Below are 21,759 nucleotides of genomic sequence, written 5' to 3'. Positions count from 1 at the left end.
TGCAATGCCGGTGACCGCTGCGAAAGCTCAATTGACTTGCTGTTCCCCGATGCGACATTCGTCGCCGCGCGCAGTCCATGATGCGAAGGCGCGCAAGGCAATCTGAGCCTGGTGATGACCAGCTCACGACAGAACAGCTTCGGAGGAAGCGGAATGCTCGATCGACGAGACTTGATGAAGCGCGCCGGGTTGGCCGCTTTGGTGACGGGGCTGGGATCAAGGGGCTCACTCGCCCTCGACACCGTGACGCTGCCCTTCGGCAATGGCGAACGGCCGCTGGTGCGCTATCCGCAGAAGCGCCCGATGATCGGGCTCACCAGCCGGCCCCCGCAGCTCGAAACGCCATTCGCGGTCTTCAACGACGGCCCGCTGACGCCGAACAACGCCTTCTTCGTCCGCTATCACCTTGCCGGTTTCCCCTACGACCTCGACCCGGACAAGTTCACGCTCGAGATCAAGGGCAAGGTCGACAAGCCGCTGAAACTGTCGCTGAAGGACATCCGGAATCTAAAGGCAACTGAGCTCGTCGCCGTCAACCAGTGCTCCGGCAACAGCCGCGGCTTCTTCAATCCGCGCGTCGCAGGCGGCCAGCTTGGCAATGGCGCGATGGGTTGCGCGCGCTGGCACGGCGTGCCGCTGAAGACCGTGCTCGACATGGCCGGCGTGCAGGCTGGCGCCAGGCAGGTCACCTTCAACGGCATGGACGGCCCGGTGATGGAGACGACACCCGATTTCGTCAAGGCGCTCGACATCGACCACGCCCGCGACGGCGAGGTGATGCTGGCCTGGGGCATGAACGGCGAGGAGCTGCCGTTCCTCAACGGCTTCCCGCTGCGGCTCGTGGTGCCGGGCTATTACGGCACCTATTGGGTAAAGCACCTCAACGAGATTACCGTGATCGACAGCGTGTTCGACGGCTTCTGGATGAAGTCCGCCTATCGGATTCCGGATACACCGAATAACGCGGTCGAGCCCGGCACCGCGCCGAAAGCGACGATCCCGATCAACCGCTTCACGGTGCGCTCGTTCATCACCAGCGTTGCCGACGGCGCCAAGCTGAAGGCCGGCCGCACCATGCTGCGCGGCATCGCCTTCGACGGCGGCAAGGGCATCAAGGAGGTTGCGGTCTCGATCGACGGCGGCAAGAGCTGGACGCCGGCCAAGCTCGGCAAGGATCTCGGCAAATACGCGTTCCGCGAATGGAAGCTGAAGGTCGCGCTGCCGGCCGGCGCCTCGGATTTGAAAGTACGCGCCACCAATAATGCCGGCGACACCCAGCCGATGGATCCATTGTGGAATCCGGCCGGCTATCTGCGCAATGTCGTCGAAACCGTGCGCGTCACCGCGGCGTGAGGAGCAGCATCATGATCAGCAAGCCGCTCGCCACGCTCGTCGCGGTCGCCACACTGTCGTTTGGCACCGCATTGGCCGCGCCCGTGAACTACACGCTCCCCGAGGAGACTGCGGCCTTCAAGCCGGGTCCCAACCTCGACGTGGTGCAGAGCAACTGTACCGGCTGCCACTCGGCGGACTACATCAAGACCCAGCCGCAGGGCGAGAAGTTCAAGAAGGATTTCTGGCAGGCCGAAGTGACCAAGATGATCAAGGTCTACGGCGCACCGATCGACCAGGCCGACATCGGCAAGATCGTCGATTATCTCAGCGCGACCTATTGAGGCGGGCTACTCGATTCTCGCGCGCCGGTGGAAAAGCCAGCGCGCGAGACGAGGGCAACGAAGCCATTCGGTTCAGTGGAACCAGTCTGTTTTGCAGTGCATCAATTGACCATGAAACAGGCAATCCGGCACCAAATCCCTGCAAAGCGGGTTGTTTCCGGTCAAAAACACACCGTCGTTTGATCTACCCAGCTTTTTTCAAACTGCTATCCTGTGCGGTACGGACAAGTCGGTTGGTGCGGGGGCCGGCTGGTCTGTTTTCGATTGATTCCGCGGAGACGACTGGAATGCCCAAAGGTACAGTGAAGTGGTTCAACCCGACCAAGGGTTATGGATTTATCCAGCCCGCAACAGGCGGCAAGGACATTTTCGTGCATATTTCAGCGGTTCAGAAGGCTGGCCTACAGTCCCTGAACGAAGGCCAATCGGTTGAATACGAAGAGATCGCAAATCGCGGCAAGACGTCGGCCGAGAACCTCAAGGTCTAGCGTAACAACGCCAGATCCGGCGGCGCACTCTCGGACGCCATCCGGGAGTGGGGGCCGATCCACACAGCAGATCACGTGACGTTCGGCGGGGCGGGCACGGCGCCCGCGCCACGACGATGATTTTTCCGACGAGCGCCGGTCGCGCGTCGATGATCTTCATTTGCTCCACGACATCCCGCGGCGCCCTCTTCGTGCCGAACCGATCCCGTATCGCGAGAGCGCGAACGAATTGCCGGATCGCGGTATCGCAATCGCGCCAGGAACACGGGAGTTCCGCATGAATCTTGCCGACAATTGGGAAGCGGAGTCCGGCCGATGGATCGCATGGGCGCGGCATCCCGGACATGACAGCTACTGGCGATTTCACCGCGACCAGTTCCTCGCCTTGCTGCCTCCGCCCGGCCTGCGGACGATCGACATCGGCTGCGGCGAAGGACGATTGACGCGGCACCTGAAAGAGCTCGGGCATCGCATCGTCGGCATCGATGCGTCGCCCTCGATGGTCGCGGCCGCCCGCGCCTCGGACCCGTCGATGGATCTGAGGATCGCCGATGCCGCCGCATTGCCGCTGCAAGACGCGAGCGCCGATCTCGCGGTCGCCTTCATGACCCTTCACGACATCGATGCTATGCCGCACGCCGTCGCCGAGATCGCGCGCGTGCTCATGCCCGGCGGACGATTGTGTTTCGCGATCGTCCATCCGATCAACTCGGCCGGCCAGTTCGAGCGCCCGGTGGCCGACGCGCCGTTCGTCATCAAGGGTGACTACCTGCGCCCGTTCACCTTCTCGGATACGGTCGAGCGGGCCGGCCTGACGATGACGTTTCACAGCCGGCATCGCCCCCTGGAAGACTACTTCGCGGCGCTTCAGGACGCGGGCTTGCTGGTCGAGGCGCTGCGTGAACCTGCCGTTCCCGAGCACGCGATCGAGTCGGACAACAGCCGCCGCTGGCAACGACTGCCGCTGTTCCTGCATGTCCGTGCCCGCCGTCCGTGAGGCATGCTACAGGCAGGTGCCGCCCTGGTCGTTCAATCTTCCGTCACCCATTGGGCAACGGTCATGACGTCAGGCGGCTGCAGATAACCGCGCGGCCAGAGATCGACGGCCCATTCGACCTTGGTTGCGCGCTCGACCAGCACGGCGGTGTTGTGCGGCGTCTGCCCCAGCGAGAAACCGCGGTAGTGCGGATCGCCGACAGTGTGAAACTTGAACAGGTTCCACGCCTGCATCACCAGCATCAGGCTGGTGGTGTTACGGGTGGTGTCCCAGCAATCGTAATTGTGCTTGTCGTCATTGGCGCGGAAGTCGGCCTTGGCCACGCGCTTGTCGGTGCCGAGGATCGGCCCCATGCGGCGGTCGAGCCAGATCACGGCCTTCTGCGTGGCCGCACGTTCGGCGGCGGCATTGGCGCGGCCCGCAGCCATGATCCTGGTCAGCGCCGCCTTGTCGGCGGCATTGAAATCCAGCATCTCGCGGCGCCGACAGACGAAGCCATAACAGACCGTCATCGTCGACGCCGACGGCGGATAGATCGAGACCGACGTGTAGAGCTGCATGACGCCTGCGCTGAGTTCAGCGGCGCCGGCCGGAGCTGAAGCCGACAGCGACAACATGAGCGCCGTGACCACGCCGGCAAATCCGGCGCGTCGCATTCGTATCGGCTGATCGGCGTCCTGCATGACCACTGCCCCAAGTTGTGGACAGGATTATCGCGGGTGCGTCGCGATGCCAATACATCAGGCGCATGGCTGTGGATCAGTTCGAGGGAACGTCAGCCGACCGGCAGCGGCGCGTCGCGCTTGACTTCCTCCATCACCGCGTAGGTTCGCGTCTCGCGCACGCCCGGCAGCGCCAGCAGGGTTTCGCCGAGAAACCGGCGATAGGCGGTCATGTTGGCGACGCGCGCCTTGACCAGATAGTCGAAGCCGCCGGCCACCATGTGGCACTCCAGCACTTCCGGCGCGGTCTGGACCGCTTTCGCGAACTTCTCGAAGACGTCGGGCGTTGTCTTGTCGAGCAGCACCTCAACGAAGACCAAGAGCCCGAGCCCGAGCCGGTGCGGGTTCAGTCGGGCGCCGTAGCCCTCGACGAAGCCGTCGCGCTGTAGCCGCTTCAGCCGCTCGCCGACCGAAGTCGGCGACAGGCCGATCCTTTCCGCCAGTTCCACATTGGCAATCCGGCCATCCCCTTGCAGGATCGAGAGGATTTTGCGGTCTGTCTTATCTATCTCTGTCATATCTACGGTCACACTATGAATTTTCCGGATTTACTAAGGCAAATATGCTATTTTGTCTATCGAACTACGGTGCATGGGCGCGTAGGAGTTCCCTGCAACCTCCGGCCAAGGAACCGCCATGCCAGACCTGCTCCCGCCCCCGTTCAGCCCGCCCTACGCACCCGATGATGCCGCGATCGCCGGCCGCCTGCGCCAGGACGCCGGACTGGGCGCGGAGGCGGAGGCCAGGGTCGACCGCACCGCGACCCGCCTGATCGAGGCGATCAGGGCCAATGACGATCCGCTCGGCGGCGTCGAGGACATGCTGCGGGAGTTCGCGCTGTCGACCAAGGAGGGCCTGGCGCTGATGGTGCTGGCGGAGGCGCTGCTCCGGGTGCCCGACGCGCGCACCGCCGACCAATTCATCGAGGACAAGCTCGGCCAGGGCGACTTCGTCAACCACGAGACCAAATCCAGCGCGTTCCTGGTCAACGCCTCGGCCTGGGCGCTCGGCGTATCGGCGCGCGTGATCCAGCCCGGCGAGACACCGCAGGGCACGATCGGCCGGCTGACCAAGCGGCTCGGTGCCCCCGCGGTGCGCGCGGCGACGCGACAGGCGATGCGGCTGATGGGCAGTCATTTCGTGCTCGGCGAGACCATCGAGGCGGCGCTGGCGCGCGCGCAGTCCCACGCATCGCGCGGCTCGCGCTATTCGTTCGACATGCTCGGCGAGGGCGCGCGCACCGCCGATGACGCCAGCCGCTATTTCGAGTCCTATGCCCGCGCGATCGAGGCGATCGGCAAGGCCGCCGGCAATCATCCCCTGCCCGACCGGCCTGGCATCTCGGTCAAGCTCTCCGCGCTGCACCCGCGCTTCGAGGCGGTCAGCCACGCGCGGGTGATGAACGAGCTGGTGCCGCAACTGATCGATCTGGCGCGCCGCGCCAAGGCGTATGACCTCAACTTCACCGTCGATGCCGAGGAGGCGGACCGGCTGGAGCTCTCGCTCGACGTCATCGCCGCTGCGTTCGCCGATCCGTCGCTGGCCGGCTGGAACGGCTTCGGGCTTGCGATCCAGGCCTACCAGAAGCGCGCCACCGAGGTGATCGACTATGTCGATGCACTGACACGCGCGCTCGACCGCAGGATGATGGTGCGCCTCGTGAAGGGCGCCTATTGGGACACCGAGATCAAGCGCGCGCAGGAACGCGGGCTCGATGGCTATCCGGTGTTCACCCGCAAGGCAATGACCGACCTGAACTACGTCGCCTGCGCGCACAAGCTGCTGGCGCTGCGGCCGCGGCTGTTTCCGCAATTCGCCACCCACAATGCGCTGACGGTCGCGACCATCCTCGAACTGTCAGGCGATCCCGCGAGCTTCGAATTCCAGCGGTTGCACGGCATGGGCGAAGCGCTCTACGCACAGCTCGGCCAGGATCGTCCTGAGATCGCCCACCGCACCTATGCGCCGGTCGGCAGCCACCGCGACCTGCTCGCCTATCTGGTGCGGCGCCTGCTCGAGAACGGCGCCAACTCGTCGTTCGTGGCGCTGGCAGCCGACAACCGCGTGTCCATCACCGACCTGTTGCGCCGTCCGGCCGAGATCATCGGCCATGACGGCAATGCCTCTCACGCCGGAATTCCGCTGCCGGTCGATCTCTATCGACCGCAGCGCGCCAATTCGCACGGCATCGAACTCGGCGAACGCGCGGGCCTCCGCGCGCTGACATCGGCGATTGCGACAGCGCGCAAGACCGCCCCCGGCACAGCCGCAACGTCGACGACCGAGCAGGCCGACGCCGCCGTCACCGCTGCACGACAAGGCTTCAGGGCCTGGAACAGCACGCCGGCCGCACAACGTGCGGCCATCCTGGACAAGGCAGCCGACCTGCTCGAACAGCGCCGTGCCCACTTCCTCGCTTTGCTGCAAGGCGAAGGCGGCAAGACGCTCGACGACGCGCTCTCGGAGGTGCGCGAGGCAATCGACTTCTGCCGCTATTATGCGGCACTCGGCCAAAAGCTGTTCGGCAAGGGCGAGACGATGCCGGGGCCGACCGGCGAGAGCAATGTGCTGGAGCTGCACGGCCGCGGCGCGTTCGTCGCGATCTCGCCGTGGAATTTCCCGCTTGCGATCTTCCTCGGCCAGGTCACTGCGGCGCTGATGGCCGGCAATGCGGTGATCGCAAAGCCGGCCGAGCAGACGCCGCGGATCGCGGCCGAGGCGGTTGCCTTGCTGCATCAGGCCGGCGTGCCCCAGACGGCGCTGCATCTGGTCCAGGGCGACGGCGCGATCGGCGCCGCGCTGGTCAAGCATCCCGGCATCGCCGGCGTCGTCTTCACCGGCTCGACCGAGGTGGCGCGGTCGATCAACCGAACGCTCGCCGCCAAGGATGGCCCGATCGTGCCGTTGATCGCCGAGACCGGCGGCATCAACGCCATGATCGTCGACGCCACCGCGCTGCCCGAGCAGGTCGCCGACGACGTCGTGACCTCGGCGTTCCGCTCGGCCGGCCAGCGCTGCTCGGCGCTGCGGCTGCTGTTCGTGCAGGACGACGTCGCCGACCGCATGATCGAGATGATCGCCGGCGCCGCGCGCGAACTGAAGATCGGCGATCCCGCCGATGTGTCGACGCATATCGGTCCCGTGATCGATGCCGAGGCCAAGCAGCGGCTGGACGCGCATATCGCGAGGATGAAGCAGCAAGCGCGGGTGCATCTCGCCGGCGAGGCGCCGGCCGGCACTTTCGTCGCGCCGCACATCTTCGAACTGTCGGCGGCGAGCGAGCTGCGTGAAGAGGTGTTCGGTCCGATCCTTCATGTCGTACGCTATCGCGCCGAGCGGCTCGGCGACGTGCTGGCCGCAATCGAGGCCACCGGCTTCGGACTGACGCTCGGCATCCATTCGCGTATCGACGACACCATCGAGCAGGTCATCGACCGTCTTCAGGTCGGCAACATCTATGTCAACCGCAACATGATCGGCGCGGTCGTCGGCGTGCAGCCATTCGGCGGCAGCGGCCTTTCCGGCACCGGCCCCAAGGCCGGCGGCCCGCACTATCTGACGCGCTTCGCCACCGAACAGACGATCACGATCAACACCGCCGCCGCCGGCGGCAATGCGGCGCTGATGGCGGGGGTGGAGTAGCCGGCTCCGTCATTGCGAGCCAACGGGTCGCGCGAACGCGCGCCTGATGACAGGCTCCGCGAAGCAATCCATACCCCCGCTTGCGGAGACGTGGATTGCTTCGTCGCTCCGCTCCTCGCAATGACGCCCAACAAGCCGTTGCATCATCACCCCGAGATGGGTCAAATGGCGGTCCGATCGGAATGATCCGCGCGCGATAATTCCAGCTACCGGAAAAACACCAACAAGCGCCACGGGAGCGACGGCACGATGGAAAAAGGCATTTTTGACGGGCTCAAGGTCCTGGATTGCGCGAGCTTCATCGCGGCGCCCGCGGCCGCCACCGTGCTGTCCGACTTCGGCGCCGACGTCATCAAGATCGAGCCACCCGGCGCCGGCGATCCCTACCGGAACCTGCCCAATCTGCCCGGCTATCCCGCCAGCGAGCACAATTTCGCGTGGATGCTGGAATCCCGCAACAAGAAGAGCCTGGCGCTCGACCTCACCAAACCAGAGGCGCGCGAGGTGCTCTACAAGCTGGTCGCGGAGGCCGACGTCTTCATCACCAACATGCCGCCGCAGGTGCGCGAAAAACTCGGCATCACCCATGACCATCTCGGCCATCTCAACGACCGGCTGATCTACGCCTCCTTCACCGGCTATGGCGAAAAGGGCGAGGAGGCCAACAAGCCCGGCTTCGACTCCAACGCCTATTGGGCCCGCTCCGGCCTGATGGACCTGGTGCGCGCCGACGAGGACACCACGCCGGCCCGTTCGGTCGCCGGCATGGGCGACCATCCTTGTGCGATGGCCTTCTACGGCGCGATCGTCACCGCGCTGTTCCAGCGCGAGAAGACCGGCAAGGGCTCGCATGTCTCGACCAATCTGATGGCCAACGGCATCTGGGCCAACGGCGTGCTGGCACAGGCCAAGCTGGTCGGCGCCAAGTTCAAGAAGCGCAAGCCGCGCGAAGAGGCGCTGAACGCCGTCACCAACCACTACAAATGCAAGGACGGCCGCTGGCTGATCCTGTCGCTGCTCAACGAAGACCGGCAATGGCCGACGCTGGCACGCTGCATGGGCCGCGAGGACCTGGTCGCCGATGCCCGCTTCGCCACCAAGGCCGACCGCCACGCGCGTTCGGTCGAGCTGATCAAGATCTTCGACGAGGTGTTCGCCAGCAAGGAGCTCGCCGAATGGCGCAAGATCCTCGACGGCAACGGCCTGGTGTTCGGCGTGGTCGGCATCCTCGACGACATCCCGAACGACAAGCAGATGATCGAGAACGAGGTGCTGGTGCACTTCGAGAACGACACCATGCTGACCGTCAACAGCCCGATCTTCATCGACGGCGCGAAGAAGGTGCAGCCGCGCAAGCCGCCGGAAGTCGGCGAGCATTCCGACGAGATCCTGCGCCAGGCCGGTTACGACGAGGCCACGATCCAGAAGCTGCGCGCGTCCGGCGCGGTGGCGTAGCTCGACTTCACGCTGTCTCCTCTCCCTCGCCCCGCTGTTGCGGGGAGAGGCAAGAATTCATCGCGAAGAGGCCTCACGATGCCCCGCTATCGCCTGCACTACTTCCCCGAATCCGGCAACAGCTACAAGCTCGCGCTGATGCTCACGCTGTGCGGCGAGACCTTCGAGCCGGTGTGGACCGATTTCGGCGGCGGCGTGACGCGGACCGCGGAGTGGCGCGCCACCGTGAACGAGATGGGCGAGATCCCGGTGCTCGAAGTCGACGGCGAGCGTCGCACCCAGACCGCGCCGATCCTGCTACAGCTTGCCGAACAATACGGAAAGTTCGGCGGCGAAACGCCGGCGGAGACGTTCGAGCTGCTGCGCTGGCTGTTCTGGGACAACCAGAAACTCTCCGGCTACATGGCGACCTATCGCTTCATGCGGACCTTCTCGCCGTCGGTCGATCCAAAGATTCTCAAGCACTATCGGGTGCGGCTCGACGACTTCCTCGGCATCCTCGACCGCCATGTCGGCAACAACGCCTTCATGATCGGGGCGCGACCGACCGTGTCGGATTTCTCGATGATGGCCTATCTGCACTATCCGAGCGACGAGACCGGCTACGACTTTGCCAGCAGCCATCCCAATATCAGCGCCTGGCTCGGCCGCATCGCTTCCCTGCCCGGCTGGAAACCAGCCTATGAGCTGCTGCCCGGCCCGCGCCTGAAGCACTACGTTTGAGAGACTATCTCTTTATCCAGGACCAGACGATGGCCACCACGATGATGCCGATGATGACCGCGAGCCCGATCGCCCAGCTGCTGACCCGGACGGCGCTGACCGCCTGACGCTCGGCCTCGTTGGCCGCGATCTCGCGGTTGCGCTGCTTGTTGTCCTCGGGAGCACTCATCGGGCCGGTCTCCGGTCAAGAGCTGTCGGGTGCTGGGCAAGCGGCAGTGTAGCACCAATTAATGACGCGGAGACGCTTCGGTTCCGGCGGAGATTACCGCCCCTTCACGAAGCACATACCCATGCGCGAGGTTTTCCCCGCGACCTGGCACACGAGCCCCTCGGCGCAGGTCCAGGCCCGGAAGCTACGGTCGCTCTCGGCCGGCTTTGCGCCCGGCAGATAGCAATGCGCGCCCCAGCCGTCGCTGTATTCGGTGCCAGCAAGCTCGGCGCCGCCGCGCAGTTGCGGCCGGTTGGAAAAGCCGCGTGAAAAATCCGGCGTCCTGCCGTCGCGGAAGCTCGTGAGGATATCGCGGCGGCGAGGTTGGTCGCCGAAGAAATGCGGCGAGGCCGGCACCACGGTGGAATTCGACGGCTTGGCCGCCATCCAGTCGACGCCGGGGAAATGGAAGCCGCCGATGCCGCGGGTCTGGTGACAGCCGGCGCAGGTGACGTCGTTGAGGCGCCGCTCGAAACCGGCCAGCGACTGGATGTTCTGAAGCTTCGTTCCGTCCGACGCGGCCTTCTGCAAGGCGCCGACGACATCGCTGTCCGAGAACACCGCACTGCCTGCCGTCCCCTCGCCCTGCACCAGGCCGAACTCGGGCGCGAGATCGCTGACATCGAAGCCGGTCGGTGTCGGTGCCACCGCCGAGTTCGCGAGGAAGCGATCGGGGATCAGCAAGGTGCCGCGATCGAGTTCGGCAAAATGTTTGGGATCGAGCAGCCAGGCCTTGAAGTCGCGCTTCAAGCCTTCGTCGGTGAGAATCCGATCGCGATCGATCTGGTTCTCCAGCGGTGCTTCGGCAAAACGTCGCGCCGTCCCGTCATAGTCGAACACCTTCAGCAGGTAGTCGGTGCGGAAATCGCGCAGCGCGGATTTCGGCGCATGCGCGATCTGAAGATTGGTCTCGATGCGTGCGACGTTCCGCGCATCGATCAGGCCGAGCGGACCATCGTTGCCGAACAGTTTCTCCAGCGTAGGCGGAGCGCTGCCGGTCGCAAGCCAGCGCCGTGCGATCTCGCGGCAGCTGAGCGACGCATCATTACCGTCGCCCTTCGCCTTCAGCACCAGGTTCAGCGTCATTGGCAGCCGCTGCGAGACCGCGTTCTCGCCGATCAGCGGCACATCGGTGCGGGTCAAGCGATAGATCAGGCGGACCTCGCCGCAGCCGTTCGGCGCGACATAGGCACGGTCCATCCGGTTGACGATGCCCGCCAGCACGAAGCGAACATCCGGGGATTCGAACAGCGCGCGGTCGAACAGCTGGAACGCGAAGCCGTCGCCCACGCCGATGCTCTCGTTCGGCAGGCTGGCCTTGTGCTTCGTGACATAGCGATCGAATTCGCGATCGAGCGCCTCGCGCACCCGCACCATCGCGGGCAAGCCGAACAGTTCACGGTTGGACAGCGGCGTGTCTGCGGCACGGTTCGGCGCCAGCATCCGGCTGAGACTGAAACGGCCATGATCGAGTTCGCGCAGGAGTGCCGGATCGATCACCGCAGCGCCGCGCTCGAGTGCACGATCCTCAGCGGCACGCGCCGGCACGGCGCCGCAGAACAGAGCGGACATCAACAGCAAGCATTTCAGCGCGCGGCTCATGCTGCCACTAACACCGCACGGCAAACCGTATTCAAGAAAAAAGGCGCTTCACATCGCGGTGAAGCGCCTTGCTGTTGTCGCGATTCGACGATCAACGCGAAACGATCAGACCCTTGCTGGTAACGACCACCCAGCGGCCATCCTGCTTGCGGATGGCGTCGACGCGGCCGAGGCCGGGGACGGGATCGCCGGCATAAACCTCGTAGATGCCGCCGCGGCCCTCGATCAGCGCGCCGCCATTGCCGACGTCACGCAGCGCCCAGCCGTCCACCACCGGCAGGCGACCGACCTCGGGCCTGGGAGCGGCCGGCGCGGCCGCCGGGGTGACGGAGCCCGTGACCTCGCGGGCGGGCATCGCCGCAGCAACGGTCGTCTGCGGCGGGGCACGGAGCTTGTCGACGGTCTCGCTGAGCTTGTTGAGCTTGGCGATCGGCTCGGCCTGGGCCTTCTCGACCTTCTCGATCCGGTCGCTGGCCTTGCTGAACTGGGCCTGGCCGGCCTTGGCGGTCTGCTCGACGCTGGCCTTCAGCGCGGCGATTTCGGATTCCATCCGGGCAAGCGAGACATCGGCCGCTTCCTTCGCGGCGGCGTCGTTGGCCGCGGTGTCCTTGGCGGCAGCAGCGGCCGGGGCGGCGAGATGGCCGAGGCCCGCGGTCGCCAGCGCGCCACCGATGGCCCCTGCCACGGTTGCCAGCGCGATCACCGCGGCCATCGCCCCGAGGCGGCGGCTGCCGGCCGGCTTGCCAGCGGCCTTGGCGGCCTGCTCGGCACCCGGCTTGGACGCGGTGGCTTCATGGTCCCAGGTACGGTCGCCGGGCGCCATGATCATCAGCTTGCCCGGGAAACGCGGCTCTTCTCGCTTGCCGGTCTCGACCTTGGGCACTTCCATATTAGTCGGCTCGATCTTGGCGTCGATCTTGGCCTCGATCATCGGATCAAGCCGGGACGGCTCAACCCTTGGCGGCTCTACCCTTGGCGCCTCGACCTTCGGCGCATCCGCCTTCGGCGAGGTCTCTTCCTGCTCGGGCGCGAGCCGCGGAGCCTCGACACCGGCCGCGGCCATCACGGGCTCGCTTTTCGCCGCCATTTCGGCACCGGTTTGACCGCTCACCGGCTCGCTCTGCTGCTCACTCACGTTCAAAGTCTCCAGACTGGGTTGACAATTCGGTAACTTTTATTGCTTGCGAAATGGTTACCCTCGCCCGCCATTACCTAAATTTTAGGGAGTTTTCCGGGCCGGATTTGGGCGATGTTGCCCTGCGGCAATCTGCACCGCTTCCGTTTGCGCGCGGCACTTTCCCGATTAACATACCGCCATCTTCCAGCCAGAAGGCAGGGGAGTGCCATGACGATCGAGAAATGCATCAATGAATTTGATGTCGATGACGTCATTTTTGAGGAAGGCTCGACCGGCCGCGAGCTGTTTGTCGTGCTCGACGGCAAGGTCGACATCGCCAAGGTCGATGGCGGGCACAAGACGATCATCGTCAGCCTCGGCAAGGGCGAGTTCTTCGGCGAGATGGCGGTGATCGACGGTTCGGCGCGCTCGGCGACCGCCATTGCCTCCGCGCCGGGCACGCGGGTGATGCGGATCAACCACGCCCGTTTCGTCTATCTGGTCAGCCAGCAGCCGGCGTTCGCGCTGATGGTGATGGACGCGCTCTCGAAACGCCTGCGCGCCTCCAACGCCGTCACCTACCGTGCGGCGGCCGCATCATGAGCGAGCGCAGGCCAAGCCCATTCAAGACGCTGTTCGACACCGACGTCGCGACGCTGATCCAGGCCGCCGACGACGTCTACCAGATCCGGTTCAAGAATCGCGCGGCGAACGCCTATCTGGTACGCGGCAACAAGCGAACCATCCTGATCGACGTCGGGCTGTCGACCAACTACCCGTCGCTGGTCGCCTGTCTCGACCATCTCGGCGTGACGCCCGAGATGATCGACATGGTGGTGCTGAGCCACGAGCATCTCGATCACATCGGCGCCGCCTGGCATTTCCACGGCCGCGCCTACATCGCCGCGCACCGGCTCGCCGCCAACAAGATCATGCTGCGCGACGACTTCTCGATGCTGCGCAAGATGTTCAACGAGCCGAACGTGCCGATCGACATCGACATCTGGCTCGAGGAAGGCAATTTGATCGACCTCGGCAATTTCCGCCTCAACGTGATGTACACGCCGGGCCACACATCGGCCTGCATCACGCTGTTCGACCAGGACAAGGGCCTGTTGTTCGCCGCCGATACGCTGATGCCCGGCGGGGTGATGGGCGGCGTGTTCGGTTCCGGCTCGATCGCCGACTACATCCAGTCGCTGGAACGGTTGAGGGGCCTCGATTCGAAGATCCTGCTGTCGGGTCACGGCCGGCTGTCCGACACGCCGCAGGACGACGTGCGGATCGCGCTGCAACGCTCGCACGGGCTGCTCGAGGACACCGCTCAGCTATTCGACGCGCTGGATGCGCGCTCGAATTTCGAGCCGATCATGCAGTCGGTGCGCGACCTCAACAAGCTCGACGATTGACATCCGTCTGCGCGTGTCACATCGCGCAACAATTCAGGTCCCGCCATCGCGTGCCGCCAGCCACATCACGGAATTTGACAAATTCATTCGCGGCCTGTTCAACAGAGCAACAACAAAGCAAGAAGACAGGGAGCGAGGACCATGAAACTCTACGACTCGATCGGACCGAACCCGCGCATCGTGCGCATGTTCATGGCCGAGAAGGGCATCGAGATCCCCAAACAGACCGTCGATCTGCGCAAGGGCGAGAACCGCGAGGACGCCCATCTGAAGCGCAATCCGCATGGCCAGATGCCCGCGCTCGAGCTGGACTGCGGCAACTACCTCTCGGAGATCACCGCGATCTGCGAATATCTCGAGGAGAAGCATCCCGCGCCCGCGATGATCGGCAGCACGCCGGAGGAGCGCGCGGAATGCCGGATGTGGACCCGCCGTGTCGACCTCAACATCGCCGAGCCGCTCGCCAATGGCTACCGCTTCGGCGAGGCGCTGAAGTTCTTCGAGAAACGCATTCCGGTCGCGCCCGAAGCCTCGCCGGGACTGAAGATGATCGCCGCCAACCGCATCAAATGGCTCGATGACCAGATGGCGGACGGGCGCAAATACATCTGCGGCGAACGCTTCACGCTGGCCGACATGCTGCTCTACTGCTGGATCGATTTCGGCAACCAGGTCGGCCAGCCGCTGGATCAGTCGAACGGCAACATCGTGGCCTGGTTCAATCGCGTCGGCGAGCGACCCTCCGTGAAGGCATAGGCATCCGAGCGCAGAGACCGGCCCCGCGGAGGACGAACCGCGGAACGACCAATTGCCGCCGACAGGGAAGGACAGAGTGATGCAAGCCGACGCCGCGAACGCTGAAGCTCTGGCGGAAATGCGCCGCCGTGTCGTGATCTCCTCGACGATCGGCAATGCGCTGGAGTGGTTTGACTTCACGGTGTTCGGGCTGTTCGCCGGCATCCTCGGCAAGCTGTTCTTCCCGGCCGACAATCCGAACTCGTCGCTGCTGCTGACTTTCGCCACGTTCGGCATCGCGTTCGCGGCGCGGCCACTGGGCGGGCTGGTGTTCGGGCTTTATTCCGACAGGCACGGGCGCAAGAAGGCGCTGATCGTGATGATCACGCTGATGGCTGTTGGCACCGGCATGCTCGGCTTCCTGCCGACCTTCGGCGCGATCGGCATCGCGGCGCCATTGCTGCTGCTGCTGGCGCGCCTGATCCAGGGCTTTTCCGCCGGCGGCGAATTCGGCAGCGCCAGCGCGATGCTGATCGAGTTCGCGCCGCCTGGTCGCCGTGGGCTCTACGGCTCGTTCCAGATGGTGTCGCAGTCGCTCGCCTTCGGCCTCGGCGCGGCGATGGCGATCGGGCTCAACCTCGGCCTGTCGGCGGACGCATTCGCGAGCTGGGGATGGCGCGTGCCGTTCATCCTCGGCATCCTGATCGGGCCGACCGGATGGTATCTGCGCCAGCGCTGCGACGAGTCTCCGGAGTTTCAGGCCTATCTGGCCGAACGGGCCGCGACCGCACAACCGAAGCGGCAGACCACCCTCGGCCAGCTCTTCACGGAGCATCCGCGTGAATTGATCGCCTCTTTCTGCCTGATCGCCGCCGGCACCGCGATCAACTACGTCAATGCGATCTTCCTGCCGGCCTATGCGGTCAGCGAGCTGAAACTGCCGCTCCTGAACGCGCAGCTGGGACTGCTTTGCGTCAGTCTCGCCAATGCCGTGATCGCGGTCGTGGCGGGGACGCTCTCCGACCGGATCGGGCGCCGCGCCGTGCTGGTGCCGGCGCTGATCCTCTACTCGGTGCTGTTCTACATCCTGCTGCAACGCCTCGCCGCGGAGCCGACGACCGCGAAGCTGTGGCTGTTGCAGATCACGGCCATCCTGCTCGGCTTCCTGGCCGGCCCGATGCCGGCCTTCATGACCGAGATATTCCCCGTCGGCGTGCGCTCGACGGGCGCATCGCTGATGTACAATCTGGCGGTCATGCTGTTCGGCGGTCTGGCGCCGTTCATCAACACCTGGCTGGTGCAGACCACCGGCGACAAGGCCGCGCCGGTTTACTACATCCTGTTCGCCGCCGCGGTGGGCCTCGCCGGGCTCTCGATCTACCGGCCGAAAGCCACCATCGGACCCGACCTGTCGTCGCTCCCATTGGCCGGCGACCGGCGCGCGACATAGCGCGAACCAGGCACGTATCGGGCTAGATCACCACCGGCTTGTCCGGCAGTTCGTTCGGGCCGCCGGCTGCGTGCGGGTAATATTTCGCGAGCTCCCGCGACACCGCTGCGATGCCGTTGATCACGCCCTGCTCGAAGCGGCCGGCGCGGAAATCCGTTTCCATCACGCGGCAGATTGCTTCCCAATTGGCTTGACCGACCTTCGCGTCGATGCCGCGGTCGGCGACGATCTCGACATCGCGATCGGCCAGCAGCAGATAGATCAGGACGCCATTATTGTGATGCGTGTCCCAGATCCGAAGATGCGAGAACACGTCGATCGCGCGTTCCCGCGCCGGCTGGTCGCGGAACAGCGGCACACCGTCAAGCGCGCCCTCGACGACGAAGCGGATCTGGCCGGCATGGGTCGCCTCGCCGGCCTTGATCGCCTGCTCGATGGCATCGAGCACGCGCGGCGGAAACTCGCGCCGCACACGCCAACGATGTTCCAGCAGATGCTTGCCGATACGCTTGATGCCCATGTGCCTACCAGCTCCCCGAGGCGCCGCCGCCGCCGAAGCTGCCGCCTCCGCCGCTGAAGCCGCCACCCGAACTCGAGCCGCCGCTCCAGCCCCCGCCGCTGCCGGACCAGCCCCCAGAGTAACCGCCACCGCGCCGGTAGGGTCCCGAGCCGGCCGTTGGACCGCCGAAATTCAAACCGCCGAAGATCAGCGCCGCGACGGCGGCGAACAGCCCGACGACGATGGCGGTGGCGAGCGAACCGGCCACCATCCAGGCGAACACGCCGACGATGCCGCCGGTCGCGGCCGAACCCAACAACCGCCCCAGCATCGCGCGCAGCACGCTGGCCACGATGATGACGATGAAGATCGTCACCGGATTGGCGAGATCGACCAGATTGGGTCCCTGCCAATGCTCGGGTTCCGGCGCCGGCAATTGCTCTCCATTGATCAGGCGGATCATCCGGTCGACGCCGGCCGAGATGCCACCGGCGAAATCGCCGGTCTTGAATTTCGGCGTGACGTCCTCATCGATGATGCGGTGGGTAACGACATCGCTCAGCACGCCCTCGAGCCCGTAGCCGACCTCGATGCGCAAATGCCGGTCATTCTTGGCGACGACGAACAGCGCGCCATCGTCGACCTTCTTGCGCCCGATCTTCCAGGCCTCGGCAACGCGGATCGAGAACTGCTCGATGGTTTCCTCGCCCGTGGTCGGCACGATCAGGACCGCGATCTGGCTGCCCTTGCGCGCTTCCAGATCCTTCAGCCGATCATTCAGCGAGGCGACGTCGGTTGCCGACAGCGTTCCGGTCTGGTCGACGACGCGCCCGGTGAGCGGCGGCACCGCGACCTCGGCCCATGCCGGGCAGATGAAGCCCAGCAGGAAAGCGAGCAGGATGACGCGTGCAGCGGTCATCGCGATGGGTGTCCAGCCGGCGTTACTTCGACGGCGCGGGCGCCGGAGCCGGATTGAAATCGACCTTCGGCGCGGTCGAAATCTCCTTCTCATTGTCGACCGTGAAGTTCGGCTTCTCCTTGTAACCGAACACCATCGCGGTCAGGTTGTTCGGGAAGGTGCGGATGCCGACATTGTAGTCCTGCACCGCCTTGATGTAGCGATTGCGCGCCACGGTGATGCGGTTCTCGGTGCCCTCGAGTTGCGCCATCAGGTCACGGAACAGCGCATCCGATTTCAGCTGCGGGTAGTTCTCGGTGACGACCAGCAGCCGCGACAGCGCGCTGGTGAGTTCGCCCTGTGCCTGCGTGAACTTCTGGAACGCGGCCGGATCGTTCAGCACCTCGGGCGTGGCCTGGATACTGCCGACCTTGGCACGCGCGTTGGTGACGCCGAGCAGCACGTCCTTTTCCTGCTGCGCAAAGCCCTTCACCGAGTTGACCAGGTTCGGCACCAGGTCGGCACGACGCTGGTACTGGTTCACCACCTCCGACCAGCTCGACTTGACCTGCTCGTCATTGGTCTGGATCGCGTTGTAGCCGCAGTTGGTCAGGCTCAATGTCGCCAGCGCTGCCAGCACGGTCCAAAGCTTGCGCATGTAGGTGGTCCTCCCGGTGGATTCTCTCGTCACGGTAACAGATTTTCGCCCGACAATCCCGCGTGGCGGGATTCGCGGCCGGTTTTACGGATGATGGCCCTTGCCTATCCCTCCCCGCGCCGTTCATCATGGCGAAAAAATCGATCCTGGGAGGATCCATTGGTGTCTGAACAATTCGAGACGATTGTCGTCGAGCGCCCCGATCCGGCGATCGCGCGGATCGTGATGAACCGTCCTGAGGCGCGCAACGCTCAGAACCTGCAGATGACCTACGACCTCAACACCGCCTTCGACCGCGCGGTGCAGGATGATGCGGTCAAGGTCATCATCCTCGCCGGCAATGGGCCGCATTTCTCGGCCGGTCACGATCTGCGGCCGGCCGGCAAGAACGAGGCGGGCGTCGATTTCCCGCCAGTCGGAAATTGGGGTGGCTTCGCCGAGCCCAATGCCCACGGCCGCTTCGCGCGCGAGCAGGAGATCTATCTGCAGATCACGCGGCGCTGGCGCAATCTCGCCAAGCCGACGATCGCGGAGGTGCACGGCAAGTGCATCGCCGGTGGGCTGATGCTGGCCTGGGCCTGCGACCTGATCGTCGCCAGCCATGACGCCGAGTTCTGTGACCCCGTGGTGACGATGGGGGTCTGTGGCGTCGAATGGTTCGTGCATCCCTGGGAACTCGGCGCGCGCAAGGCCAAGGAGATGCTGTTCACCGCCGATGTCTGGAGCGCCGACGAGGCGCATCGCCTCGGCATGGTCAATCACGTGGCGCCGCGCGGCGATCTCTCGACGTTCACGCTGGCACTGGCGCGCCGGATCGCGGCCAAGCCGGCCTTTGCACTGAAACTCTCGAAGGAAGCTGTGAACCGCTCGATCGACATCATGGGGCAGCCCGCCGCGATCGATCAGGCCTTTGCGCTGCATCAGCTCTGCCACGCCCACAATCTTCAGGAATTCGGAATGGTGGTGGACCCCGCGGGTCTGCATCCCTCCGTCGTCAAGAAAACCGCCAACGTGTAGTGACCAGATGGACCTGACCCTAAGCGACGAGCAGCGCCTGCTGCGCGAAAGTGCCGACCGCTTCGTGGCGGAGACCTTTCACCCCGAGCATCGAAAGCAAGCGGCGAACGATCCGCTGGGCTATTCGCCTGCGATCTGGAAGCAGTTCGCCGAGCTCGGCTGGCTGGCGCTGCCGATCGCCGAAGCCCATGGCGGGCTCGGCGGCGGCGCGATCGAGATCGGACTGTTGATGGAAGCGTTCGGGCGCGGGCTGGTGTCCGAGCCATTCCTCTCCACCGTCGTGATCGGCGCAGCCCTGGTCACCGAATTCGGCACCGAGGCGCAGAAGCAGGTAATCCTGCCCAAGGTGGCCGAGGGCGCGCTCACACTCGCCTTCGCGCATTCGGAACGCGCCGCGCGCTTCGACCTCGCCCATGTCGACACCACCGCCGCCAAGACCGCCGACGGCTGGCGGCTGAACGGCAGCAAGATCGCCGTGCTCGACGGCGCAGCAGCCAACCAGATTATCGTCTCCGCCCGCATCGCCAACGCCAATGGCGCATCGGGCAAGCTTGCCCTGTTCCTGATGCCGGCGGGAACGCCCGGCCTCACCGTGCGCGACTATGCGCGGCTCGGCGGTGGGCGCGGCTGCAATCTCGATCTCAGCGATGTGCAGTTGCCCGGCGACGCCCGGCTTGGCAACGGCCAGGACGCGCTGCCGGCAATCGAAACCGTGGTCGACCGCGCGATCGCCGCGCTGGGTGCGGAAGCGGTCGGCATCATGCAGACGCTGCTCGACACCACGCTCGAATACACAAAAATCCGCAAGCAGTTCGGCCGGCCGCTGTCGGCCAATCAGGTGATCCGCCATCGCCTCGCCGACGTGGCAATGCAGGTCGATGAAGCCCGCTCGATGGCGCTACGCGCAGCGCTCATGGCCAATGCCGAGCCGGTGGCGCGCGGCCGTGCGGCGTCCGGCGCCAAGGCGAAGATCGGCAAATGCGCGCGCTTCGTCGCCGAGCAGGCGGTGCAGCTGCACGGCGCCATGGGCGTCACCGAGGAGCTCGACATCGGCGCCTATTTCAAGCGGCTGCTCGCCTTCGACACGCTGTTCGGCGGCAGTGCCCATCATTATCGCCGCCATGCCGCCCTGAGCGGCCGCGCCGACGCGTAACGGAGAGCGCATCATGGATCTCACCTTCAGCGCCGAAGAGCGCGCCTTCGAACAGGAAGTGCGCGACTACATCGCCAGCAGCCTGACGCCGGAAATGAAGCGCGCCACCGCGCTGACGCCATCTGTGTTCTCCGACCCCGATATCGGCATGGCCTGGCAGCGCGCGCTGCACAAGAAGGGCTGGGGCGCGCCGGGCTGGCCGGCGGACCATGGCGGGCCGGACTGGACACCGGCGCAGCGCTGGATCTTCGAGGCCGAATGCGCCCGCGCCGGTGTGCCCAATGTCAACGTGATGGGCGTCAAGATGGTCGGCCCGGTCATCATCGGTTTCGGCTCTCCGGAGCAGAAGAATTTCTATCTGCCGCGGATTCTCTCCGGCGAGGACTATTGGTGCCAGGGCTATTCCGAGCCGGGGTCCGGCTCCGACCTCGCCTCGCTGAAGACCCGCGCGGTACGCGACGGCGACGACTATGTCATCAACGGCACCAAGATCTGGACCACGCATGCGCATCACGCCAACCGCATGTTCGCGCTGGTGCGCACCAACGAGGGCGAGCGGCAGCAGGATGGCATCAGCTTCATCCTGATCGACATGAAGACGCCGGGCATCACCACCCGCCCGATCCTGACCATCGGCGGCGACCACGAAGTCAACCAGGTGTTCTTCGACGACGTTCGCGTCCCCGTGGCCAACCGCGTCGGCGAGGAAGGCAAGGGCTGGACCTACGGCAAGTATCTGCTCGAATTCGAGCGCGGCTCCGGCATCGCGTCCGCCAAGCTGCGCGAGGCGCTGAAGACGATCTCCGATCTCGCCAGCTCCGAGGCCACCGGCCGCGCCATCGAGGACCCCGACATCTCGATCCGGATGTCGGAGCTCGAGGTCGATATCGATGCGCTCGAGATGACCGAGCTGCGCGTGCTGTCGGCGCTACAGACCGGGCAGAATCCCGGCGCGGTGTCGTCGCTGATCAAGCTCCGCGTCAGCGAGATCCGCCAAGCGGTGACGCGGCTCGGCGTCGACGTGATCGGCCAGGACGGCCTTGCCGTCGAGCCGGCGCGGCCGCTCTACCGGCTCAACCATGAGCCTGTCATCCCGGAGGATTTGTTGCCGGTGGTGCCGGAATATCTCAACAGCCGCGCCTACACGATCTTCGGCGGCTCGTCGGAGATCCAGCGCGACATCATCGCGAAGATGGTGCTGGGGTTGTAGGTCCCCTCTTCCCGTCATTCCGGGGCATCGCGAAGCGATGAGCCCGGAATCCATCAAGCCGCAAGTCATGAGGCCCGATGGATTCCGGGCTCGCGCTTAC

At 65.2% G+C, this 21,759-nt stretch carries 22 protein-coding genes; 14 read left to right on the top strand and 8 right to left on the bottom strand.

Translation table 11 applies throughout. The features are described from left to right. The first annotated feature begins 153 nt into the window (after nucleotides 1–153). From B2W55_RS31260 to B2W55_RS31245, 4 genes are all read left to right on the top strand, one after another. A complete protein-coding gene (locus B2W55_RS31260; RefSeq protein ID WP_024583792.1) occupies nucleotides 154–1,353 on the top strand; it encodes a molybdopterin-dependent oxidoreductase in 1,200 nt (399 codons plus the stop codon). Between the two features lie 11 nt (nucleotides 1,354–1,364). Beyond that, nucleotides 1,365–1,676: a c-type cytochrome gene (locus B2W55_RS31255; RefSeq protein WP_024583793.1), complete on the top strand. Its 312-nt coding sequence runs from the start codon at nucleotides 1,365–1,367 to the stop codon at nucleotides 1,674–1,676. 287 nt (nucleotides 1,677–1,963) lie between these two features. Next, nucleotides 1,964–2,164: a cold-shock protein gene (locus B2W55_RS31250; protein WP_021079749.1), complete on the top strand. Its 201-nt coding sequence runs from the start codon at nucleotides 1,964–1,966 to the stop codon at nucleotides 2,162–2,164. Nucleotides 2,165–2,441: 277 nt separating this feature from the next. Beyond that, nucleotides 2,442–3,161: a class I SAM-dependent methyltransferase gene (locus B2W55_RS31245; RefSeq protein ID WP_024583794.1), complete on the top strand. Its 720-nt coding sequence runs from the start codon at nucleotides 2,442–2,444 to the stop codon at nucleotides 3,159–3,161. A gap of 32 nt (nucleotides 3,162–3,193) precedes the next feature. Here B2W55_RS31245 and B2W55_RS31240 read toward each other — a convergent pair whose 3' ends face one another. Then, nucleotides 3,194–3,817, bottom strand: a complete 624-nt coding sequence (locus tag B2W55_RS31240; RefSeq protein WP_024583795.1) for a hypothetical protein — start codon at nucleotides 3,815–3,817, stop codon at nucleotides 3,194–3,196. Nucleotides 3,818–3,936: 119 nt separating this feature from the next. Then, a complete protein-coding gene (locus B2W55_RS31235) occupies nucleotides 3,937–4,401 on the bottom strand; it encodes an Lrp/AsnC ligand binding domain-containing protein (RefSeq protein ID WP_024583796.1) in 465 nt (154 codons plus the stop codon). A gap of 118 nt (nucleotides 4,402–4,519) precedes the next feature. On the opposite strand from B2W55_RS31235, the gene putA reads away from it, so the two are divergent. From putA to B2W55_RS31220, 3 genes are all read left to right on the top strand, one after another. Further along, on the top strand, nucleotides 4,520–7,525 hold the full coding sequence (gene putA / locus B2W55_RS31230) for a bifunctional proline dehydrogenase/L-glutamate gamma-semialdehyde dehydrogenase PutA (RefSeq protein WP_024583797.1): 3,006 nt from the start codon (nucleotides 4,520–4,522) through the stop codon (nucleotides 7,523–7,525). Between the two features lie 249 nt (nucleotides 7,526–7,774). Beyond that, complete coding sequence (locus B2W55_RS31225) at nucleotides 7,775–8,980, top strand: CaiB/BaiF CoA transferase family protein (RefSeq protein WP_024583798.1); 1,206 nt, start codon at nucleotides 7,775–7,777, stop codon at nucleotides 8,978–8,980. A gap of 78 nt (nucleotides 8,981–9,058) precedes the next feature. After that, nucleotides 9,059–9,703 (top strand): glutathione S-transferase family protein, encoded by a 645-nt coding sequence (locus tag B2W55_RS31220; RefSeq protein ID WP_024583799.1) that lies wholly within the window; start codon nucleotides 9,059–9,061, stop codon nucleotides 9,701–9,703. Nucleotides 9,704–9,707: 4 nt separating this feature from the next. On the opposite strand, the gene B2W55_RS31215 is transcribed toward B2W55_RS31220, so the two are convergent. The 3 genes from B2W55_RS31215 to B2W55_RS31205 all read right to left on the bottom strand — a co-directional run bounded on the left by B2W55_RS31215 (nucleotide 9,708) and on the right by B2W55_RS31205 (nucleotide 12,654). Then, entirely contained in the window at nucleotides 9,708–9,872 is a 165-nt protein-coding gene (locus tag B2W55_RS31215; protein ID WP_168200199.1) for a hypothetical protein, read from the bottom strand. 93 nt (nucleotides 9,873–9,965) lie between these two features. Further along, nucleotides 9,966–11,513: a hypothetical protein gene (locus B2W55_RS31210; RefSeq protein ID WP_029879836.1), complete on the bottom strand. Its 1,548-nt coding sequence runs from the start codon at nucleotides 11,511–11,513 to the stop codon at nucleotides 9,966–9,968. A gap of 91 nt (nucleotides 11,514–11,604) precedes the next feature. After that, on the bottom strand, nucleotides 11,605–12,654 hold the full coding sequence (locus B2W55_RS31205; RefSeq protein ID WP_024583801.1) for a hypothetical protein: 1,050 nt from the start codon (nucleotides 12,652–12,654) through the stop codon (nucleotides 11,605–11,607). 108 nt (nucleotides 12,655–12,762) lie between these two features. Between B2W55_RS31205 and B2W55_RS31200 the strand changes: the two genes are divergently transcribed. The 4 genes from B2W55_RS31200 to B2W55_RS31185 all read left to right on the top strand — a co-directional run bounded on the left by B2W55_RS31200 (nucleotide 12,763) and on the right by B2W55_RS31185 (nucleotide 16,224). Next, complete coding sequence (locus tag B2W55_RS31200) at nucleotides 12,763–13,233, top strand: Crp/Fnr family transcriptional regulator (RefSeq protein WP_244442299.1); 471 nt, start codon at nucleotides 12,763–12,765, stop codon at nucleotides 13,231–13,233. Further along, on the top strand, nucleotides 13,230–14,039 hold the full coding sequence (locus B2W55_RS31195; RefSeq protein WP_024583803.1) for an MBL fold metallo-hydrolase: 810 nt from the start codon (nucleotides 13,230–13,232) through the stop codon (nucleotides 14,037–14,039). The genes B2W55_RS31200 and B2W55_RS31195 overlap by 4 nt, the downstream gene beginning before the upstream one ends. A 141-nt stretch (nucleotides 14,040–14,180) precedes the next feature. Beyond that, the gene (locus tag B2W55_RS31190; RefSeq protein ID WP_024583804.1) at nucleotides 14,181–14,795 is read left to right on the top strand and encodes a glutathione S-transferase family protein; all 615 of its coding nucleotides are present in this window, start codon (nucleotides 14,181–14,183) and stop codon (nucleotides 14,793–14,795) included. A gap of 79 nt (nucleotides 14,796–14,874) precedes the next feature. After that, on the top strand, nucleotides 14,875–16,224 hold the full coding sequence (locus tag B2W55_RS31185; protein WP_024583805.1) for an MFS transporter: 1,350 nt from the start codon (nucleotides 14,875–14,877) through the stop codon (nucleotides 16,222–16,224). A 22-nt stretch (nucleotides 16,225–16,246) separates the two neighbouring features. Here B2W55_RS31185 and B2W55_RS31180 read toward each other — a convergent pair whose 3' ends face one another. From B2W55_RS31180 to B2W55_RS31170, 3 genes are read right to left on the bottom strand one after another with little or no spacing between them, the layout of a single operon-like run. Further along, entirely contained in the window at nucleotides 16,247–16,744 is a 498-nt protein-coding gene (locus B2W55_RS31180; protein ID WP_024583806.1) for a TPM domain-containing protein, read from the bottom strand. A gap of 4 nt (nucleotides 16,745–16,748) precedes the next feature. Next, complete coding sequence (locus tag B2W55_RS31175) at nucleotides 16,749–17,642, bottom strand: TPM domain-containing protein (RefSeq protein ID WP_024583807.1); 894 nt, start codon at nucleotides 17,640–17,642, stop codon at nucleotides 16,749–16,751. A gap of 22 nt (nucleotides 17,643–17,664) precedes the next feature. Beyond that, entirely contained in the window at nucleotides 17,665–18,279 is a 615-nt protein-coding gene (locus B2W55_RS31170; protein ID WP_024583808.1) for a LemA family protein, read from the bottom strand. 159 nt (nucleotides 18,280–18,438) lie between these two features. On the opposite strand from B2W55_RS31170, the gene B2W55_RS31165 reads away from it, so the two are divergent. Genes B2W55_RS31165 through B2W55_RS31155 form a run of 3 tightly spaced genes read left to right on the top strand, consistent with a single transcriptional unit; the run spans nucleotide 18,439 to nucleotide 21,659 of the window. Further along, nucleotides 18,439–19,296 (top strand): enoyl-CoA hydratase, encoded by an 858-nt coding sequence (locus B2W55_RS31165; RefSeq protein WP_029879840.1) that lies wholly within the window; start codon nucleotides 18,439–18,441, stop codon nucleotides 19,294–19,296. A gap of 7 nt (nucleotides 19,297–19,303) precedes the next feature. Continuing rightward, nucleotides 19,304–20,449, top strand: coding sequence for an acyl-CoA dehydrogenase family protein (locus B2W55_RS31160; protein ID WP_024583810.1), 1,146 nt, complete (start codon nucleotides 19,304–19,306; stop codon nucleotides 20,447–20,449). Between the two features lie 13 nt (nucleotides 20,450–20,462). Further along, a complete protein-coding gene (locus B2W55_RS31155) occupies nucleotides 20,463–21,659 on the top strand; it encodes an acyl-CoA dehydrogenase family protein (protein WP_024583811.1) in 1,197 nt (398 codons plus the stop codon). Nucleotides 21,660–21,759: the final 100 nt, after the last annotated feature.

This window comes from Bradyrhizobium sp. UBA2491 (assembly GCF_002341725.1).
In the GTDB taxonomy this organism is placed as follows: domain Bacteria; phylum Pseudomonadota; class Alphaproteobacteria; order Rhizobiales; family Xanthobacteraceae; genus Bradyrhizobium.
This window is presented reverse-complemented; position numbering and strand designations above follow the sequence as displayed.

Coding starts and splice junctions, on each gene's coding strand:
- B2W55_RS31260 (WP_024583792.1), top strand. CDS start 154: ATGCTCGATCGACGAGACTTGATGAAGCGCGCCGGGTTGGCCGCTTTG.
- B2W55_RS31255 (WP_024583793.1), top strand. CDS start 1,365: ATGATCAGCAAGCCGCTCGCCACGCTCGTCGCGGTCGCCACACTGTCG.
- B2W55_RS31250 (WP_021079749.1), top strand. CDS start 1,964: ATGCCCAAAGGTACAGTGAAGTGGTTCAACCCGACCAAGGGTTATGGA.
- B2W55_RS31245 (WP_024583794.1), top strand. CDS start 2,442: ATGAATCTTGCCGACAATTGGGAAGCGGAGTCCGGCCGATGGATCGCA.
- B2W55_RS31240 (WP_024583795.1), bottom strand. CDS start 3,817: ATGCGACGCGCCGGATTTGCCGGCGTGGTCACGGCGCTCATGTTGTCG.
- B2W55_RS31235 (WP_024583796.1), bottom strand. CDS start 4,401: ATGACAGAGATAGATAAGACAGACCGCAAAATCCTCTCGATCCTGCAA.
- putA (WP_024583797.1), top strand. CDS start 4,520: ATGCCAGACCTGCTCCCGCCCCCGTTCAGCCCGCCCTACGCACCCGAT.
- B2W55_RS31225 (WP_024583798.1), top strand. CDS start 7,775: ATGGAAAAAGGCATTTTTGACGGGCTCAAGGTCCTGGATTGCGCGAGC.
- B2W55_RS31220 (WP_024583799.1), top strand. CDS start 9,059: ATGCCCCGCTATCGCCTGCACTACTTCCCCGAATCCGGCAACAGCTAC.
- B2W55_RS31215 (WP_168200199.1), bottom strand. CDS start 9,872: ATGAGTGCTCCCGAGGACAACAAGCAGCGCAACCGCGAGATCGCGGCC.
- B2W55_RS31210 (WP_029879836.1), bottom strand. CDS start 11,513: ATGAGCCGCGCGCTGAAATGCTTGCTGTTGATGTCCGCTCTGTTCTGC.
- B2W55_RS31200 (WP_244442299.1), top strand. CDS start 12,763: ATGTTGCCCTGCGGCAATCTGCACCGCTTCCGTTTGCGCGCGGCACTT.
- B2W55_RS31195 (WP_024583803.1), top strand. CDS start 13,230: ATGAGCGAGCGCAGGCCAAGCCCATTCAAGACGCTGTTCGACACCGAC.
- B2W55_RS31190 (WP_024583804.1), top strand. CDS start 14,181: ATGAAACTCTACGACTCGATCGGACCGAACCCGCGCATCGTGCGCATG.
- B2W55_RS31185 (WP_024583805.1), top strand. CDS start 14,875: ATGCAAGCCGACGCCGCGAACGCTGAAGCTCTGGCGGAAATGCGCCGC.
- B2W55_RS31180 (WP_024583806.1), bottom strand. CDS start 16,744: ATGGGCATCAAGCGTATCGGCAAGCATCTGCTGGAACATCGTTGGCGT.
- B2W55_RS31175 (WP_024583807.1), bottom strand. CDS start 17,642: ATGACCGCTGCACGCGTCATCCTGCTCGCTTTCCTGCTGGGCTTCATC.
- B2W55_RS31170 (WP_024583808.1), bottom strand. CDS start 18,279: ATGCGCAAGCTTTGGACCGTGCTGGCAGCGCTGGCGACATTGAGCCTG.
- B2W55_RS31160 (WP_024583810.1), top strand. CDS start 19,304: ATGGACCTGACCCTAAGCGACGAGCAGCGCCTGCTGCGCGAAAGTGCC.
- B2W55_RS31155 (WP_024583811.1), top strand. CDS start 20,463: ATGGATCTCACCTTCAGCGCCGAAGAGCGCGCCTTCGAACAGGAAGTG.